Annotated in this window: 19 protein-coding genes; 5 read left to right on the top strand and 14 right to left on the bottom strand. The window is 62.3% G+C overall.

What is annotated here, in order from left to right; genetic code table 11:
* Window positions 1-46 precede the first annotated feature (46 nt).
* Window positions 47-1951, top strand: coding sequence for a phosphomethylpyrimidine synthase ThiC (gene thiC / locus PQU96_RS02770; RefSeq protein ID WP_272770734.1), 1905 nt, complete (start codon window positions 47-49; stop codon window positions 1949-1951).
* A gap of 94 nt (window positions 1952-2045) precedes the next feature.
* Here the strand turns inward: thiC and PQU96_RS02765 are convergent, their stop codons facing one another.
* The 5 genes from PQU96_RS02765 to PQU96_RS02745 all read right to left on the bottom strand — a co-directional run bounded on the left by PQU96_RS02765 (window position 2046) and on the right by PQU96_RS02745 (window position 7251).
* On the bottom strand, window positions 2046-2420 hold the full coding sequence (locus PQU96_RS02765) for a hypothetical protein (RefSeq protein ID WP_272770733.1): 375 nt from the start codon (window positions 2418-2420) through the stop codon (window positions 2046-2048).
* 239 nt (window positions 2421-2659) lie between these two features.
* A complete protein-coding gene (locus PQU96_RS02760; RefSeq protein WP_272770732.1) occupies window positions 2660-3307 on the bottom strand; it encodes an Ivy family c-type lysozyme inhibitor in 648 nt (215 codons plus the stop codon).
* A 138-nt stretch (window positions 3308-3445) separates the two neighbouring features.
* On the bottom strand, window positions 3446-3913 hold the full coding sequence (gene pyrI / locus PQU96_RS02755) for an aspartate carbamoyltransferase regulatory subunit (RefSeq protein ID WP_047968234.1): 468 nt from the start codon (window positions 3911-3913) through the stop codon (window positions 3446-3448).
* An 11-nt stretch (window positions 3914-3924) separates the two neighbouring features.
* Window positions 3925-4845: an aspartate carbamoyltransferase gene (gene pyrB / locus PQU96_RS02750; protein ID WP_272770731.1), complete on the bottom strand. Its 921-nt coding sequence runs from the start codon at window positions 4843-4845 to the stop codon at window positions 3925-3927.
* 327 nt (window positions 4846-5172) lie between these two features.
* A complete protein-coding gene (locus PQU96_RS02745) occupies window positions 5173-7251 on the bottom strand; it encodes a methyl-accepting chemotaxis protein (protein WP_272770730.1) in 2079 nt (692 codons plus the stop codon).
* 341 nt (window positions 7252-7592) lie between these two features.
* Here PQU96_RS02745 and PQU96_RS02740 point away from each other — a divergent pair, with 341 nt between their 5' ends.
* Window positions 7593-8807, top strand: a complete 1215-nt coding sequence (locus tag PQU96_RS02740; protein WP_272770729.1) for an HD-GYP domain-containing protein — start codon at window positions 7593-7595, stop codon at window positions 8805-8807.
* A gap of 53 nt (window positions 8808-8860) precedes the next feature.
* Here PQU96_RS02740 and PQU96_RS02735 read toward each other — a convergent pair whose 3' ends face one another.
* From PQU96_RS02735 to PQU96_RS02710, 6 genes are all read right to left on the bottom strand, one after another.
* A complete protein-coding gene (locus PQU96_RS02735; protein WP_272770728.1) occupies window positions 8861-9790 on the bottom strand; it encodes a GGDEF domain-containing protein in 930 nt (309 codons plus the stop codon).
* A gap of 161 nt (window positions 9791-9951) precedes the next feature.
* Window positions 9952-10296 carry a nucleotide pyrophosphohydrolase gene (locus tag PQU96_RS02730; RefSeq protein WP_272770727.1) on the bottom strand — a complete coding sequence of 115 codons (345 nt, stop codon included), beginning with the start codon at window positions 10294-10296 and terminating at the stop codon, window positions 9952-9954.
* A gap of 66 nt (window positions 10297-10362) precedes the next feature.
* Window positions 10363-10695, bottom strand: a complete 333-nt coding sequence (locus PQU96_RS02725; protein ID WP_272770726.1) for a VF530 family protein — start codon at window positions 10693-10695, stop codon at window positions 10363-10365.
* Entirely contained in the window at window positions 10692-11090 is a 399-nt protein-coding gene (locus PQU96_RS02720; protein ID WP_272770725.1) for a YkgJ family cysteine cluster protein, read from the bottom strand. Before PQU96_RS02720 ends, PQU96_RS02725 begins: the two co-directional genes overlap by 4 nt.
* Before the next feature lie 140 nt (window positions 11091-11230).
* On the bottom strand, window positions 11231-11692 hold the full coding sequence (locus tag PQU96_RS02715; protein ID WP_272770724.1) for a DMT family transporter: 462 nt from the start codon (window positions 11690-11692) through the stop codon (window positions 11231-11233).
* A gap of 76 nt (window positions 11693-11768) precedes the next feature.
* On the bottom strand, window positions 11769-11948 hold the full coding sequence (locus tag PQU96_RS02710; RefSeq protein ID WP_272770723.1) for a hypothetical protein: 180 nt from the start codon (window positions 11946-11948) through the stop codon (window positions 11769-11771).
* A gap of 305 nt (window positions 11949-12253) precedes the next feature.
* Between PQU96_RS02710 and PQU96_RS02705 the strand changes: the two genes are divergently transcribed.
* The 3 genes from PQU96_RS02705 to PQU96_RS02695 all read left to right on the top strand — a co-directional run bounded on the left by PQU96_RS02705 (window position 12254) and on the right by PQU96_RS02695 (window position 14543).
* The gene (locus tag PQU96_RS02705; RefSeq protein ID WP_272770722.1) at window positions 12254-12892 is read left to right on the top strand and encodes a YitT family protein; all 639 of its coding nucleotides are present in this window, start codon (window positions 12254-12256) and stop codon (window positions 12890-12892) included.
* A 683-nt stretch (window positions 12893-13575) separates the two neighbouring features.
* Window positions 13576-14001 (top strand): hypothetical protein, encoded by a 426-nt coding sequence (locus PQU96_RS02700; RefSeq protein WP_272770721.1) that lies wholly within the window; start codon window positions 13576-13578, stop codon window positions 13999-14001.
* Window positions 14002-14078: 77 nt separating this feature from the next.
* Entirely contained in the window at window positions 14079-14543 is a 465-nt protein-coding gene (locus tag PQU96_RS02695) for a HEPN family nuclease (protein WP_272770720.1), read from the top strand.
* 184 nt (window positions 14544-14727) lie between these two features.
* Here PQU96_RS02695 and PQU96_RS02690 read toward each other — a convergent pair whose 3' ends face one another.
* The 3 genes from PQU96_RS02690 to PQU96_RS02680 form a co-directional block, all read right to left on the bottom strand.
* Window positions 14728-16707 carry a peptidase U32 family protein gene (locus PQU96_RS02690; RefSeq protein ID WP_272770719.1) on the bottom strand — a complete coding sequence of 660 codons (1980 nt, stop codon included), beginning with the start codon at window positions 16705-16707 and terminating at the stop codon, window positions 14728-14730.
* A 145-nt stretch (window positions 16708-16852) separates the two neighbouring features.
* Complete coding sequence (locus PQU96_RS02685) at window positions 16853-17167, bottom strand: hypothetical protein (protein WP_272770718.1); 315 nt, start codon at window positions 17165-17167, stop codon at window positions 16853-16855.
* A 145-nt stretch (window positions 17168-17312) separates the two neighbouring features.
* Window positions 17313-17549, bottom strand: a complete 237-nt coding sequence (locus tag PQU96_RS02680; protein WP_272770717.1) for a DUF2789 domain-containing protein — start codon at window positions 17547-17549, stop codon at window positions 17313-17315.
* Window positions 17550-17740: the final 191 nt, after the last annotated feature.

Here is a 17740-nt window from a genome sequence, read left to right as displayed (position 1 = left end):
CCGGGCCGCTCCTTGCGCCGTTTCATCGCCTTGGAGAACCTGCCCGATGAACGCGCCAACCAATCTGAATACCCAAATGGTGGTGGATTCCGCCGCCATCCAGCCGCTGCCGAATTCCCGCAAGATCTACGTCGAGGGCAGCCGCCCCGACATCCGCGTGCCGATGCGCGAAATCAGCCAGGCCGACACTCCCACCCAGTTCGGCGGCGAGCAGAACCCGCCGATCTACGTCTACGACTGCAGCGGCCCGTACAGCGACCCGCAGGCACAGATCGACATCCGCTCCGGCCTCGCCCCGCTGCGCGCCGCCTGGATCGCCGAACGCGACGACACCGAGCGCTTAGCCGGCCTGTCCAGCGACTACGGCCGCGCCCGCGAAGCCGACCCGAAACTCGCCGACCTGCGCTTCGACCTGCAGCGCAAACCGCGCCGCGCCAAGGTTGGCCGCAATGTCACCCAGATGCACTACGCCCGCCAGGGCATCATCACCCCGGAAATGGAATTCGTCGCCATCCGCGAAAACCTCAACCGCAAGGCCTATGTCGAATCGCTCAAGGCCACCGGCAACAGCCGCCTGCTGGAGCTGATGACGCGCCAGCACCCCGGCCACAGCTTCGGCGCCAACCTGCCGGAGGAGATCACCCCGGAATTCGTGCGCCAGGAAGTGGCCGCCGGCCGTGCCATCATCCCCAACAACATCAATCACCCGGAAAGCGAACCGATGATCATCGGCCGCAACTTCCTGGTAAAAATCAACGGCAACATCGGCAATAGCGCAGTAACGTCTTCGATCAGCGAAGAAGTAGACAAGATGACCTGGGGCATCCGCTGGGGCGCCGACACCATCATGGACCTGTCCACCGGCAAGAACATCCACGAAACCCGCGAGTGGATCCTGCGCAATTCGCCAGTACCCATCGGCACCGTGCCCATCTACCAGGCACTGGAAAAGGTCAACGGCAAGGCCGAAGACCTCACCTGGGAAATCTTCCGCGACACACTGATCGAGCAGGCCGAGCAGGGCGTGGACTACTTCACCATCCACGCCGGCGTGCTGCTGCGCTACGTGCCGCTCACCGCCAGCCGCATGACCGGCATCGTGTCGCGCGGCGGCTCGATCATGGCCAAGTGGTGCCTGGCGCATCACCGGGAAAACTTCCTGTACACGCATTTCGAAGAGATTTGCGAAATCATGAAAGCCTACGACGTGGCTTTCAGCCTGGGGGACGGCCTGCGCCCGGGCAGCGCCTGGGATGCCAACGACGCCGCCCAGCTGGGCGAACTGAAGACCCTGGGCGAGCTGACGCAGATTGCCTGGCAGCACGACGTGCAGGTGATGATCGAAGGCCCCGGCCACGTGCCGATGCAGCTGATCAAGGAGAACATGGACAAGGAGCTGGAGTGGTGCCATGAGGCGCCGTTCTACACCCTGGGGCCGCTCACCACCGACATCGCACCGGGCTACGACCACATCACCAGTGCGATTGGCGCCGCGCAGATCGGCTGGTATGGCACCGCCATGCTGTGCTACGTCACCCAGAAGGAACACCTGGGCCTGCCGAACAAGAACGACGTGAAGGAAGGCATCATCACCTACAAACTGGCCGCACACGCCGCCGATCTGGCCAAGGGCCATCCAGGCGCGCAGATCCGCGACAACGCGCTGTCCAAGGCGCGCTTCGAGTTCCGCTGGGAAGACCAGTTCAATCTGGGTCTTGATCCGGACAAGGCGCGCGACTTCCACGACGAGACGCTGCCGAAAGACAGCGCCAAGGTGGCGCACTTCTGCTCCATGTGCGGCCCGCACTTCTGCTCGATGAAGATCACGCAAGATGTGCGTGAATTCGCCGCCAAGCAGGGCATCAGCGATGAAGCCGCATTGCAGAAGGGTATGGAAGTGAAGTCCATCGAGTTCGTGAAGGGCGGCGGCAAGCTGTACGACAAGGTGTAAGCCGGTTTTGCTTCACGTGAAACGATAAAGGTTGGCCGCAGTGATGCGGCCAACCTTTTTATTGCAGCACGGCACGTTTGAATATGGCGCCGACTCAGCCCTTGCGCCGGTAGCTGACGCCGGGGAACACGCGGATGATGTCGTCGCCGCTTTGCGCCTTGCTGTCGGCATCCAGCAGCTGCCAGTAGTGATCGCCGTCGAACAGGTCGCGATAGACCGGGATGCCGTCCTGGTAGAACATCAGGTGGTGGCCGATGAAATCATCGAGCGGGCGCGGCGAGTTGTCGTCCTGCATCACGAACATCACCGCAGTGCTGGGGGAGAGTTCGCGGATCTGCTCGCGGTCGGCCTGCCACATCCCGACAAAGATCAGCAGCACGGAGAACATCAGCAGCGTCCAGGCGGTAGACAGCGTGGACAGCACTGCCAGGATCGTCGCCCCGGTGAAGTAGAACCGACTGTCAAACATGATGCCCCCCCTGTGCTGTCACACAGTCATCCGGCAGCGGCGCAACAGGCGCCGAGATTTCATCATAGGTGAGCCTGGCGCGCTTTACCGCGGCAAATCGGCGCGCCGTTCATGCACAAGAAAGGCACGTTGGCCGCGGTGTCGCTCATGGACGGGGAGCGCCCGGGCGGCGTCCTGGTCGATGGCCTGATGCTTGGGCTCACCCCGGGTGCGGAGGTATTTGCTTGCGTCGGCTCAGCTTACTGCCGCTGCAGGTTGCCGATGAAGGTGCGCACCTCGGCCGGCGTCTGCAAGGGCGTGCCCTCGCTGGCGTAGACCTTGAGCAGACCGTTCTCGATCAGCCCCGCCTCCAGCTTGCGCTGCGACACGTCGATCAGCAGGTAGGCGGCGCCGTCCTGCGCCGCGTGGCGCTTGTTACCGGTGACGAACAGCAGCCGGTCCTGCTGCAACGGCCCCTGGGTATCCATGAAGCGCTTGAACTTGGCCAGGTCCTTGCCCAGCAAGGCTTTCAGCGGGGCCGCCAGCGGCGGCTTGTCGAACAGGCCGCTGTCGCGCGGGTACTGGCCGACCTGCTTTTCCAGCACCGTCCAGTCGCCCTTGCCCTGCCACGCGCTGACCACCTCGCGCACCGCGCCGGCCTGCTGCTTCAGCGCTTCCACCTCTTGCTGCACCTTGGGCTGCAGCTCGCCGGCCAGCGTGCCGGCCTTGTCCAGCGCGGTCGCGGCCTGCTGCTTGATCTCGGCCAGCGGGGCGCTGGCCTGCTGCAGTTTGGCGCCGGCCACGCCAATGGCGGCGGACGCGTCGTTTTGCAATTTGCCGACCTGTTCCTCGGTACAGGCCAGCAACAGGGGCAGGCCGCACGCGGCCAGCAGCAGGGGACGCCACATGATGTTCTCCACAGGGCAAATAAGCGCTTGGAAGCCGCGTCGCGGCGGCGAGTTCCCGCTACCGGCGCAAGGTTGGCCGCAAGCGTGAAAAAGGCGGCCGCAGTTGCCCGCGACCGCCCAATGCCGATACCGGCCGGCTTAGCGCACGTCGACCACGATGTCCTTGCTGAACACCTTCTCGCAGTACTTGCACTTCATCTTGGTATCGTGCTCGGTCACGCGCACGCTGAAGTGGCTCTGCACCGGCTCCACGTGCGACACGCAGTTGGAGTTGGGGCAGGCGAAGATGCCTTCCACCGTGTCCGGGATCGCCAGCTTCTGCTTGCGTACCACGGCAAAGTCCTCGATCACGCTGACGGTGCCGCGCGGCGCGAACAGCGCCAGCTCGTTGGCCTGCTCCTCGCTCAGCACCACGTTCTCGATCTTGATCAGGTCCTTGCTGCCCATGTGACCGCTGGGCAGGTTGAGGCCGACGGTGACGCGCTCGCGGTATTCCGCCAGCTGGAACAGGCGCAGGATGCGCAGGCCCTGACCGGCCGGAATGTGGTCGATCACGGTGCCGGATTTCAACGCCTCGACATTGCGGGCATACACTTTTTCAGTCATGGTTTTTCCTTTCACACCGTTTCGTTGAGCACCAGCGACAGCAGCGCCTGGCGGGCGTAGACACCGTTCTTGGCCTGCTCGAAGTAGTAGGCGTGCGGCGTGGCGTCGACGTCGGTGGTGATCTCGTCCACCCGTGGCAGCGGGTGCAGGATCTTCATGTTGGGGCGGGCGCTGCGCAACATGTCGGCGCGCAGCACGAACTGGCCCTGGATCTTCTTGTACTCGGCCTCGTCGAAGCGCTCGCGCTGCACGCGGGTCATGTACAGGATGTCGATGTGCGGGATCACTTCCTCGATGGTGGCGGCGATGCTGTAGCTGATGCCGCGCTCGTCCAGCTCCTCGCACAGGTAGTCCGGCATCGCCAGCGCCTCCGGGCCGACGAAGTAGAACTTCGCGCCGAACAGCGACAGCGCCTGCGCCAACGAGTGCACGGTGCGGCCGTATTTCAGGTCGCCGACGAAGGCCACCGTCAGGTTGTCGAGACGGCCCTGGGTTTCCTGCAGCGTGAACAGGTCGAGCAGGGTCTGCGACGGGTGCTGGTTGGCGCCGTCGCCGCCGTTGATGATGGGCACGGTGGAGAACTCGCTCGCCACGCGCGCGGCGCCTTCCTTCGGATGGCGCATGATGATGGCGTCGGTGTAGGAGCTGATGATGCGCACGGTGTCGGCCAGCGTCTCGCCCTTCTTCGCCGAGGTGTTGGCACCGTCGGCAAAGCCGATCACGTTGCCGCCCAGGCGCTGCACCGCGGTCTCGAACGACAGGCGGGTACGGGTCGACGGCTCGAAGAAACAGGTCGCCAGCAGGCGGTCCTTCAACAAGTCACTGCGCGGCGAAGCCTTCAGTTGTGCCGCCGTCTGCACGACCAGTTCCAGTTCCTCGCGCGTGAAATCCGGTATCGAAATGATGTGCTTGCGATAAAGCGGGTTGGGCATGGCGGTCACCTTTGGCAATAACAGAATCAATGGCTGAAAAAAAAGCCCCTGATGCCGGATCAGGAGCTTCTTTCTATCTCAATGCAGCGGCCCGGCGTCGTGTCGACCCCGTACCGGCAACGCCTGGCGACGCGCGGATGGCGCGGCGGGGAAACGAAGCGGGCAGGGTAGAGGCGACATGGCGGGTCTCGCAAAGCAAACCGGCGGATTATACGAAAATCGCCGCGCGCTGTCAGGCCAAACTGTCAGGCCAAACTGTCAGGCCAAAGCGGGCAATAAAAAAGCGCCGCCCGTGACGGGCGGCGCTGGCAGCGGCGGGCCGGCGGCTCAGAGTCGGAAATTGCCGACCAGCGCTTCCAGGCTGGCGGACTGCTCGCGCAGCTGCTCCACCGCGGCGCGCACCTCGCGCGCCACCTCGCTGTTGGACTGCGCCATGGTGCTGATGCGCTCCACGTTCTGTGCGATTTCCGAAGTCGCGTTCGACTGTTCCCGCGTCGACGACGCGATATCGCCGATATTGTCCACTAGATCGACGCTTTTCTCGTAGATGCCCTTCATTGCCACATTGGCCTCCTCGGCGATGCCGACGCTGACCGACACCAGCTCGGTGCTGCGCTTCACCTCGTCCACCGCGACGCTGGTCTCGCTGCCGATGGCGGCGACGATGCGGCCGATCTGCACCGTGGCCTCGGCGGTGCGGCCGGCGAGGTTGCGCACCTCGTCCGCCACCACCGCAAAGCCGCGCCCCTGTTCGCCGGCGCGCGCCGCCTCAATGGCTGCGTTCAGCGCCAGCAGGTTGGTTTGCTCGGCAATGTCCTTGATAACGTTGACAATGGTGCTGACTTCCGCCGAACGCGCACCCAGCGCCCCCATGCGTCCGGCCAGCGCCTGCATGTTGCTGGTCATGCGCTGGATCTCGCCGGTGACCCGGTCCACCGCCGCCACGCTGTGCTCGGTCAGCACGCCGCTTTCGCGCGCCATGCTCTCGGCCAGCATCGCGGTATCGGCGATGTGGTGCACGCTGACGGTGACCTGCTCCACGCCGGCGGCAGTGGCGCTGGCGGCGTCCGACTGCTGCGCCGACGACTGCTCCACCTGCACCGCGGAGGCGGCCAGCTGGCCGGCGGAACGGCTCACCGCCAGGCTCTGCTCGCGCACCTCGATGAACATCTCGCGCAGGCTCTCGATGAAGCGGTTGAAGGCGGCGGCGGTGCGGCCGATCTCGTCGCGGTTGCTGACCTGCAGGCGCAGCGTCAGGTCGCCCTTGCCGCTGGCGAACTGCTCCATGGTCTCCGCCAGCGTGTTCAGCGGCCGGGTCAGGGTGCGGATCAGCAGCGTCAGCACCAGGATGATCAGCCCCAGCGCGATAACGCCGATCACGATGGCGGTATTGCGCTGGCTGTTGGCGGAGGCGGTAATCGCCGCGGTCGGCACGCTGACGCCGGCGGCCCAGAACTGGCCGCTGTCCGCCACCTTGACCGGGTAGAAGAAATGGGTAAAACCGCCGTCCTCGTAGGAGAAGCTTTCCCCTTTCTTGATCTTGTCGAGGTTGGCCGCAAGCGGGTCGCCGCTGGCCACCGTCTTGCCGACCAGCGCCGGCTGCGGGTTGACCACGAACAGGCCGCCCTCGGACACCAGGCGCACGTAGCCGGTTTCATACAGGCGGATGCCGCCGAACTGCTTCTGCAGGTCGTCCAGCGCCAGATCGACGGCGGACACCCCCAGCATCTTGCCGGACGCGTCCTTCATCACCACCGCCAGCGAGCTTTCCAGCACCTGCTTGCCCTGCACGTCGTAGAAGAACGGCTCGGTGATGGTGTCGCGGCCGCGCGATTTCGGCACGAAGTAGAAATCGCCCCAGCCGGATTTTTCATAGTCCGGCACGTACTCGGTGAGCCGGTCCTGCCACTCCGGGAATTTCGCCACCCGGTCGCTGGACATCATCACGTCCAGCGCCGCCTTGCCGTTGGCGCCGCGCGTCAGGTAGGGCGTGTAGCGCCCGGTCGGGTCGTGCTTCGGCCAGTCGCGGCGGAATTCGTCGTCGCGGCCGTCCAGTGCGTTCGGCTCCCACAGCATCCACGCGCCGATGATGCCCGGCGCGTTGTCCAGCGTGCTGAGCAGGATGCTGTCGACCACCTTGCGGTCCACCGCTTGCGCACGCTGCAGCCCCTGCACGCTGGCAGCCATGCTGCGCGGAATGGCAAAACCGTTGGCCAGCTTGGCCTCGACGCTGTCCGCCACGCGGCCGGCCTGTTCCGACGCCAGCTGGTTGCCCTGCTCGACCGCGGCGTCATAACTTTGCTTGGCGATGATGGCGATCATCACCGCAAACCCGACCGCCACCGCCACCGCGGCGACGCCGATGATGCGGTTGCCCAGATGTCCCCAACGTGTGTCCTGCGTCATGCCTTGCACTCCCGTAACTGGCGATACAGCAAAAAAGATTTAGATATTGTTACCGAGCATATCTTCTTGCCGGATGATTGACCAATTCCAGCGCAAATCCGGCAAAAACCCGGCTGTTCATCACAGAAAATGATGCAAATCCGTTCTCCACCGCCCAGCAGCGGCCCGGTAATCATCATCAATCAATTTAAAATTCTCCCCGCATTATGCTTTGCGCCCATAATTGTGGGATAAGGTTTCCGGCTCAAACTTGTCATGGGTCAGTATGGCTGACGCATTAATTCTGTAAAATTGCTTAGTCGCTGTTTTTGCTACGTTTCTGCACCAAAAAAGACAATTCCATGATCAAGAGTATCGATATTGCCGATGTAAAAATCGGCATGTATGTGCATGACCTGAACTGCGACTGGGCCTCCCACCCGTTTTTCCGCCGCCGCTTTCTGATCAAGAGCGATGCCGAAATTGCCAAGATCGCAGAGGCCGGTATTCACGAGATCTATATCGATACCGAAAAGGGTCTGGATGTCAGCCATGCGCGCAGCGTGGACGAGGTCAACGCGACACTGCAGCAGCAGATGATCGAAGCCGTCAGCAACGAACCGGCGCCGGTCATCACGCTGTCGTTTGCCGACGAGCTGGGCCGCGCCAACCGCATCAAGAGCCAGGCACACGCACTGGTCAAGACCGTGATGCAAGATGTGCGCCTGGGACGGGCGGTGGAGCTGGAGCAGGTCGAACCGATGATCGAGTCGATCACCGAATCGGTACTCAGCAACAGCGGCGCATTGCTGACGCTGCTGCGCATCAAGAACAAGGACGACTACACCTTCCTGCACTCGGTCAGCGTCGGCACGCTGATGATCGCCTTCTGCCGCTCGGTGGGCATGGACCGGGAAACCATCCACCTCGCCGGGCTGGGTGGCATCCTGCACGACACCGGCAAGGCGCTGGTACCGGATGCGATCCTCAACAAGCCGGGGCGGCTGACCGAGGAGGAGTTCGACATCATCCGCCGCCACCCGCGCGACGGCTTCGACATCCTCAGCCGCACCGAGGGCATCGGCGAGATCCCGCTCGACATCACCCTGCATCACCACGAGCGCGTCGACGGCAGTGGCTACCCACACAATCTCAAGGGCGACACCATCAGCACCCTGGCCAAGATGGCGGCCATCGTTGACGTCTACGACGCCATCACCGCCGATCGCTGCTACCACAAGGGCATGGCGCCGACCGATGCGCTGCGCAAGATCTTCGAATGGTCGAAATACCACTTCGATCCCAAACTGGTACAGGCCTTCATGCGCTGTGTCGGCATCTACCCGGTCGGCACGCTGGTGTTGCTGGAATCAGGCAAGCTGGGCGTGGTGATCGAGCAGCACCCCAGCAACCTGCTGACGCCCAGGATCAGGGTGATGTACAGCAGCAAGAGCAATACCTATCTGCAGCCGGAAATCGTCGATTTGTCGCGGCCGCTCGGCTTTGGCGGCGGCGACAAGATCGTGCGCCACGAGTTGCCGGAAAAGTGGGGCATCAACCCCTTGCGTTTCATGTGAAACAACAACGGCCACCAGCGAAAGCGGGTGGCCGTTTTGTCATGCGTGCAGCCCTACAGCTGACGCAGCTCGAACTGGCCACCGCCACGGCGCTTGGCGCGGTACATCGCCTGATCGGCCTCGGCCAGCACCTCGGCCGGCATACCCGCGCCGCTCTTGAACAGGCAGATCCCCACCGACAGGCCGAGCCGGTTCGGCGGCGGCAGCTCGGCAAACGGCTCGTCCAGCGCCTGGATGATCTTGCCGGCCACCGCGCGTGCGCCGCTCTCGGTGACGCCTTCCAGCAGGATGGCGAACTCATCACCACCGATGCGCGCCAGCAGGTCGGTGCCGCGCAGGGCCTGCTTCAGCCGCGCGGCAACCGCCGAAAGCACCGCATCGCCGGTGTCGTGGCCGTGAACGTCGTTGATCGGCTTGAAACGGTCGAGATCGATGAACAGCAGCGCACACAGGCTGGAGGCGCTGTCTGCGGCCAACCTTTCCAGCTTCAGTTCCAGATAGCGGCGGTTGGCAAGATTGGTCAGCGCGTCGCGGTGCGCCATCTCCAGCAGATGGCCCTGCAGCAGCTGCAGGCGCTGCGCCTCCTGGCGCTGGCGGGTGACGTCGTGGCGGGTCTGCAGCACACCGTTCACCTTGCCGTTGGCATCACACAGCGGCGTCAGCGTGTACTGGTAATGCCCCGGCGTGCCATCGGGCTGCGGCAGGCTCAGTTCCATGCTCTGCGGCGTGGCGGTGGCCAGCAGCTGGGCAAACTTGTCGTCAGCGAGCCCCGGCAACGACACCGCGGCCAGCGGCATGCCGGCGGCCAGCTGCTGCAGTGCCGGCTGCGTATCAGGACAGCCGTGCGCGGCGCGATTGGCAAACTCCAGCAGCCCGTGCACGTCAAACAGCAGCACCGGATAAGGCAGCGCCTCGAACAGCTGCTGCAGGCGGGCGGCGGGCGAGGAAGCGGCGTGGAAAGACAGCGTGTCGGCTTGGTTCATCGGTCGGGATCTGGCGGCAAACACAATCGGGCAGCTTAGCACAGGCTAAGCCAACGGCATGTTTTCTTGCTGTTGCGGCACGGCATAGAAAAGCATTGAATTATCAATTGCCGCAGCTTTCGATAAATAAAATCCTACTACTGCGACAAAACTGTGGCGATTTATTCCCGTCCCGGGGCCGGATATTTCAGCGCATTCTTCTGCAGCTTGTCCTGCAGCGCATGGTCGAGATCCACGCCGCAGACATCTGCCAGCCGCACCAGGTACATCATCACGTCGGCGATTTCCTCCTGCAGCCGCTCGAACGCCTGCGGCTCTTCCGCCATCGCCGCCGCCTCGGCGTCCGTGCGCCACTGGAACAGCTCCGCCAGCTCGCCCACCTCGCCGGTCAGCGCCAGCATCAGGTTGCGCGGGGTGTGGAAACGCTGCCAGTCGCGCTCGGCGGCAAACTGGCGTTGTGCGGCGATCAGGCCGCGGGCATCGAGCAATACGGCGGGCACGGTCATCGGCGGCTCCTTGCGTCAAAAAGCCGCGACACGTGTCGCGGCCGGAGGGTTAGGGTGGCGGGCGGCTCAGGCGTCGTCCGTCGGCGGCGTCTTGCGGGCAAACAGGATGGTCGGCGCCCTGGCCGCACCGTGGCCGGCCGGCGCACGCTCGCTGCTCGGCTTCGGCGCCAGGGTGTGCTTCGGCTTCTTCAGCTGCAGGAACAGCGCCTCCACCTTGTCGCGCGCCCACGGCGTGCGGCGCAGGAAGGCGAGGCTGGACTTGATGCTCGGGTCGTGACTGAAGCAGCGCACCTTGATGCGGCTGGCCAGGCCGTCCCAGCCGTAGTGGGCGTGCAGCTCGGTCAGCATCGCTTCCAGCGTCACGCCGTGCAGCGGGTTGTTGCTCTGTTTGTCGCTCATGTACTCACCTTGCGGCCATGCTGCGGATTACGGGTATAGGCGCAAAACCCCGGTCGCGGGCCGACCTGCGGGTGATTGCGGCAAGTATTCGGCCGCTGCGCATAGATGCTGCACAGCCGGGTCTTCTGGTCCAGGTACTGACAGTCGCCGTTGGCGCGCTGCGTCAGCGTGAACAGGCCGCTCTTGAAGTTGAAATGCTGGATGATGCGCTGCTTTTCCAGACGTTTGGCGATGTTCTTGATAGGCTCGCCCAGCTCGAACTCGTCCACCACGCCGATGCGCACCAGATCCGGCAGCTTCACTTCCACCGGCATGCTGCAACAGCTGCCCATGCAGTCGCTGCACAGGCCATTCTTGTACTTTACCCACGTATCGAGGCGCTCGATATCGGCCACACTGATTCCTTAAAACCCTGATTCGGCAGCATTTCTGCCGCCGCAATGAAAAACAGCGGATTGTAACGCAATCCGCTGTTGCCATTGTGCTGTTTGTCGGCCGCCGCCGGGCGGTTCCACGTGAAACGCTGCGCCGGCCGCTACCGGCCGATGCGGTCGCCCAGATTCACCAGCAGCACCCCGGCCACCACCAGCAGCGCGCCAGCCAGGCGCCAGCTGTTGATCTCCTTCAGCGGCATGCCCAGCCAGCCGTAACGGTCGAACAGCAGCGACGCGCACACCTGGCCGGCGATGATCAGCGACAGCATCACCGCGACCCCCAGCCGCGGCGCCAGCAGCGTGGTGCCGAACACGAACAGCGCCCCCAGCGCGCCACCGGTCAACATCCACCACTCCGCGCGCGGCAGTGCGGCAAGGCCGACCCACTTCTGCCCGCTCAGCAGCGCGGCGATGCTCAGCGTCACCAGCCCCACCGCGAACGACACCAGCGCCGCCAGCACCGGGCTGCCGCCGATCAGCAGCTTCAGCTGGTGATTGATCGCCGCCTGCAGCGGCACCACCACCCCCATCACAAACGCCAGCGCCAGCAACAAACCGTTCATCGCCTCATCCCCCGCAGTAAGCCACCGATCATCCCGCCATCATCGCCGGCTGGCAAGCCGCGCAGAGCCATCGCGGCTACACCGGCACACCGATGCTCGCCGGCGGCGGCAACGGTACCGGCTCGTGCGCCGGCGTATCCAGATCGAACAGCCACACCAGCAGCAGCAAGGCCAGCATCAGCCCACACATCAGCAGCGAAAAGCGGGTGTAGGGATCGCGGTAATGACGCAGGAAAAAACGGCGCAGGAAATCCATGGGCGGCACGGCAAGTTAAAAGAACAGATGCTGCCGTTGTAGCACGAAACGCGGCGGCCTTCCGGCTGGTGTTGCCCACGCCGGCAACACAGCGGCCACAAGGTTGGCCGCAAGCAGCGGCCGGCACCATGCCGGTGCCAGCACTGCCGCCGATGCAGCATTTTGCCCCGCCACAAGGCGCGCCAGCGTCCGGCGGCCAGCCGTCGCCCGCCGTTTGGCTGGCAGGTTTCTTGCGTGCAGCTAAACCGGTGCGGCGCCCTTACCCGGCGCGCCGTTTCTGACAATTCGCCCCACGGTATCCACCCATGACTACCGACACCCCGCACCTGACAAGCGGACACAATCCGCTGGCACACAGCGTGGCAGAAGACCTGCTCGCCATCCTGATCGGCACCTCCTTCATCGGCTTCGGCATGGCCATGTTCGTGCAGGCTGGCCTGCTCACCGGCGGTACCGCCGGCATCGCCTTTCTGCTGCACTACCAGGGCCTGGCGCCGTTTGGCTGGCTGTTCTTCCTGATCAACCTGCCGTTCTACTGGCTGGCGCTGCGCCACATGGGCGCCGCCTTCACCATGCGCACCTTTGTCTGCGTGGCGCTGGTGTCGCTGCTGTCCACGCAATGCCGCGAGCTGTTCCCGTTCGCCGGCACGCTGAACCCGTACTCCACCGGCCTGCTCGGCGGGCTGCTGCTCGGCATGGGCCTGATCGCGCTGTTCCGCCACAAGGCCAGCGTCGGCGGCATCAACATCCTGGCGCTGTACGTACAGCAGCGTTACGGCCTGCGCGCCGGCAAGCTGCAATTCGGCATCGACCTCGCGATCCTGCTGGCGTCGCTGCTGCTGTGCAGCCTGCCGCAGCTGATCGGCTCACTGATCGGCGCCGCCGCGATGAGCCTGGTGATCGGCTTCTACCACCGGCCGGATCGCTATATTGCGGCGTCGTAAGCAAGGTTGGCCGCAAAGCCATGACGGCTTGCGGCCAACTCAATCGCGTTAAACTTTGGGCTTCGCAGGCTCAGCCCAACCTACCATGCTGTGGATAACTTATACCCACAAGCTAAATCCGCCGGCCAACACCGCACCGACGCGCCCATCCCCGTTGGCGCAAGCCGTGAAAAATGGCGCCATCCCGGAAACAAGCCGCCCTCTTTTGAGCGCAGCGGATGGGCGGCGCCGGGATGGCGGCGGTTTTCGCGGGAATTCTTGTGCCTTCGGGTCGCCTTTTCTTTGGATACTTTCTTTTGGCGAAGCAAAAGAAAGTATCCCGCCGCCGTTCGGAAAGCGGCAGATAAAAAATATTCGCGCAGCGAATGCCATATTTCAAAAAAGGTTGGCCGCAACGCCATGACGGCTTGCGGCCAACCTTTTTGTTAATTTCGGTAGGCGTTGGGCTTCGCAGGCTCAGCCCAACGCCTACCGCGCAGTACACTGCTTTCACATCCTTGGCTAAAAACGTCAACAGCCCTAGGAAATGTGAAGTAATTGATCTAGTTTTAGTAAATGCTTATTGCTATGCACTAGGCAAGATATGTGTGGATATGTCATTGCTCTTTGGAAGTAAAATCTAGCCTAAACTTATGAAGCTCTGTACGTTCGGTGCTATTTAGCACTCGATAGTGGGAGGTATTATGTTTCAAAATTTTTCATCTCGGATTGCAATATCAGCATTACTAATAGCCTTCTCCTTAACTTCCTGTGTGACGACTATCAGCCCAAGCACAGCGAAGAGTTTAGGCAATGCAGCTCTTTGTATGCAGTATGGCCACTGGCTGCGGATGGGTAATCCACAAGCAGTTTCTACTGTTGCTGCCGAAATTAAAAACAGAGGAGGTGTCTCACCAAGCCAAGCTGAACACAGTATTATCATGAGTGAATCCGTGGCTATTGGAATGAGTGAATGTGGCATGTTGGCAGCGATGGGGTCGCCTAATGGTCAAAATAGCACCATTACAAGTAATGGCAGACGAACACAATACGTCTTTAGACCATTTCATGGTAGATATAGTACATATGTTTATACAGATAATGGAAAAGTAACTGCCGTACAAAATTAATTATTAATAAAATATTTACATTCATAAATTTCTACAGAAAGCTTTCTGTTATTGTGAATTTTGGAGGTATTAAGACAATGCACTACACATCACGAAATGACACTCTAGGTTTTGCACATCGTACACGCAAGAACCTCGAACACATTGAGCATGCCTACAAAAATGGTCATGATGTTCATGTAGTCACACAACTTGTTCTCTCACTGCTAGGGCTTATCGTATATCCTAATGAACGCAAACTTGTCGAACGAGTTAATACCTTGACGCTATCTGAACTTAAAGATCAAGGATGGCCTAGTTGGAAGATTGAACTCGGCTCACCTGAGACATTAAATCAGCTCATAAAAATGTTACGTAATGCGGTTGCTCATGGTCGCATCCATTTCTCCTCCGACGATCGTGTCTTGGACCATGTTAGTATCCAGTTTGAAGACTATGACCCTCGGTCTAAAATTGTTACATGGCGTGCCACTATCACCTCAAACGATCTTGAAAAGTTTTGTCAAAATTTTATAAAATTAATTGAAAATGAAATAGGATAAACCATAAATTACATGTCTGGTTACTGACTTATATAGCAGATGGAAAACATGACCATTTCATTAATATTTTTTTCTTCTACGAATATCACATCAATTGTGCATAAAAAAGGGCAAGCCATCCGGCTTGCCCTTGTTCTATGTCATCAAAACCCTGCGGCCAACGTTGGCCGCAACCCCATTCAAATTACGACGCAGGCCGCTGCTTGAAGAAGGTGATCGGCGCCGTCGCCGGGATCTCGGACGGCGGCGGCGACTTCAAAATGTGCTTCTTCATCTTGCCCATCACGTGCATCTCGCACGGACGGCATTCGAATTTCAGCGTGTAGGTCTCGTCGCCGGATTTCAGCACCATCGGGTCGGCGCGCACCTGGCCCATCACGCCCTTGACGCCCTTGGCCTGCTTCGGACACAGGTTGTAGGAGAAGCGCAGGCAGTGCTTGGTGATCATCAGGCTGACTTCGCCTTCTTCCTGGTGCGCTTCATACGCCGGCTCAATCACTTCCACGCCGTGTTTCTTGTAGAAATCCCAGGCCTTGGCGTTGTAGACGTTGGCGAGGTAGCTGAGGTTTTTTTCCGGATACGGCACCGGCGGCTCCACCGGCGCCTTGCGCGGCTGGCGTGGCCATGCGGCCAACCTGGCGGCTTCCAGCTTTTCCACCGCGTCGCGGCGCAGAGCATTGATCACCGACGAGGGCACGAACCACGGCTGCGTCAGGTTCAGCGCCACGTCGTTGGCCACGAACATGGTGTTGCCGAGCTTGGCGACCGCGTCGCGCAGGCCAGCTTCGGCACGGGCGGCGTCCTTGGCCGGCTCCAGCGCCAGTGTCGCGTGGGCGGTGGCGCTGCAGCCGTCTTCGTCGGTGATGGTCAGCGCCAGGCCGTCGCCGGTTTCATCCAGGTTCAGCCACACGCCGATGCGACGTTCTGCCGATTTTTTCAGCAGCGACAGCTCCCAGGCGTGGTCGCGGTTGCGGCTGATGCGGGTGCCGGGCTTGAGGCCGGTAAGCGTAGCCGGGTCGTTGGGCACGCAGCGCCACAGCAACTCGCCGCCCGGCACGTGGCCGACCTGCTTCACGGTGTTCAGCTGCATGCCGACGACTTCGCGCTTCTTCATGTAATTGATGCCATCACCGTTGGCCATGCTGTCTTCGGTCGCAATCTCCAGCCAGCCGTCGCCGACCTGGTGCACGTGGCCCAGCTCGACGCCGACGAATTTCGGCGAATCGAAGGCGCCGATGTCGATCTTGCGGCCAGTGGCGAAATAATCCGTTGCCCCGCGGTGGAAGGTCTTGTCCGGATCGGGCGCGAAGTAGATTTCGCTGCTGCCGCTGGAGGCGCGCGCCAGTTCCGGCCGGCGCTCGATGATTTCGTCAAGCAGCAGGCGGTAGTGGGCGGTGATGTTCTTGACGTAGCTGACGTCCTTGTAGCGGCCTTCGATCTTCAGCGAGCGCACGCCGGCGTCGAGCAGCGCTTCGAGGTTGCGGCTCTGGTTGTTGTCCTTCATCGACAGCAGGTGCTTGTCGAAGGCGACCACGCCGCCTTTTTCGTCGGTGAGGGTGTAGGGCAGGCGACAGGCCTGCGAGCAGTCGCCACGGTTGGCGCTGCGGCCGTTGTCGGCGTGGCTGATGTAGCACTGGCCGGAGAAGGCGACGCACAGCGCACCGTGGATGAAGTATTCGATGGTGGCGCTATCGCCGACCTTATCGGCAATGGCGCGGATTTGCGGGATGGTCAGCTCGCGCGCCAGCACCACCTGCGAGAAGCCGGCATCGGACAGGAAGCGCGCCTTGGCGGCGTCGCGGATGTCGCACTGGGTGGAGGCGTGCAGCTGGATAGGCGGCAGGTCCAGCTGCAGGATGCCCATATCCTGCACGATCAGCGCATCGACTCCGGCGTCGTACAGTTGCCAGATCAGCGTGCGCGCGGCGTCCAGCTCGGCGTCGTGCAGGATGGTGTTGAGCGTGGTGAAGATGCGTGCGTGGTAGCGGTGGGCAAACTGCACCAGCTCGGCGATCTCCGACACGCTGTTGCAGGCGTTGTGCCGCGCGCCGAAGCTGGGGCCGCCGATGTAGACGGCGTCCGCACCGTGCAAAATCGCCTCGCGGCCGATGTCGATGTTCTTGGCGGGGGACAACAGCTCAACCTGGTGCGGCAACAGACTCATGAAGACTTCCTGCGGTGGGTGGGGGCAAGGCGCGGAATGATAGCAGAATCAGGCACTTGGGTGGGATCGATGTTGCGGCCAACCTTGGCCGCAAGGCCAGCCGCCCGGGGGACGACGCGCGGTCATCCCCGGACATGGCGGGTGGCTAACCGATGATGCGCAGGATTTCCCAGCGCTGCGTGCCGGACACCACGTGCGGCTCCAGCGCCTTGCTCCACGCGGCGTGGTCGGGCAGGGCGCCCAGCTTGCTCCAGGCGGCGTCCAGCTCGGCGAGATCCGCGATCTCGATTTCGGACTGGATGGTGGACTCCTTGACGCCGATCGAGCCGGTCAGCAGGCGCACGCGCTGCGGCGTCCAGCCGACCTGCGAGCCGATGTCGCGCAGCCAGCGCTGCATCTCGGCGATGACTTCCGGTTTGTGGCCAAACTTGGCCTCGATACTCCAGCGGGCGATCATCATGACGGGTCTCCTCGACGACTGTGATAACCCAGCATAGACCATGCCGCCGCACGGCCAAACGTTGGCCGCATCTGTCAGCAAACCGTTGATATGTATGTCATTTATCGCTGCGCGGCGCCAGCAGGTTCAGCCGCAGCTAACGACGTCAGCCGCGTTGCTGCAGCAGCGCCGCCAGGGTATCGACCGCGTCCGACCACTCGGCGTCGCAGGCCAGCGACTGGCGCAGGAAGGCGGCCTGGCTTGTGCTCCAGAACGGCGCCTCCGGCAGCGCCATGTCGGCGGGTAGCGGATGGCTCAGCACGAAACGGCTGATGGCCTGAGCGTTGTTGTCCAGCCCCAGCTGTGCAAACAGCTCGGCCAGTTCGTGATGTCCGGTATCCATGATTGCCGCCTCCCATGCTGAAAATGCCTCTGTTCAGCTTAGACCGTGCCGGAAAAATTGCCGCATCACGACAGCAAGCGGCGGATCGCGGCACGCCAGCAGCCCGCCACGCGCCGTGCGGCGGTGGCCGTCAGCATGAGACGTCGCAAGCGGCAGCGGGCGCTGGCGGCCGGTTTACGGCTCGACAGCCG

The organism is Vogesella margarita, from assembly GCF_028548475.1.
Taxonomy (GTDB): domain Bacteria; phylum Pseudomonadota; class Gammaproteobacteria; order Burkholderiales; family Chromobacteriaceae; genus Vogesella; species Vogesella margarita.
The sequence above is the reverse complement of the archived record's forward strand: the minus strand, read 5'-3'. Positions and strand labels throughout refer to the sequence as shown.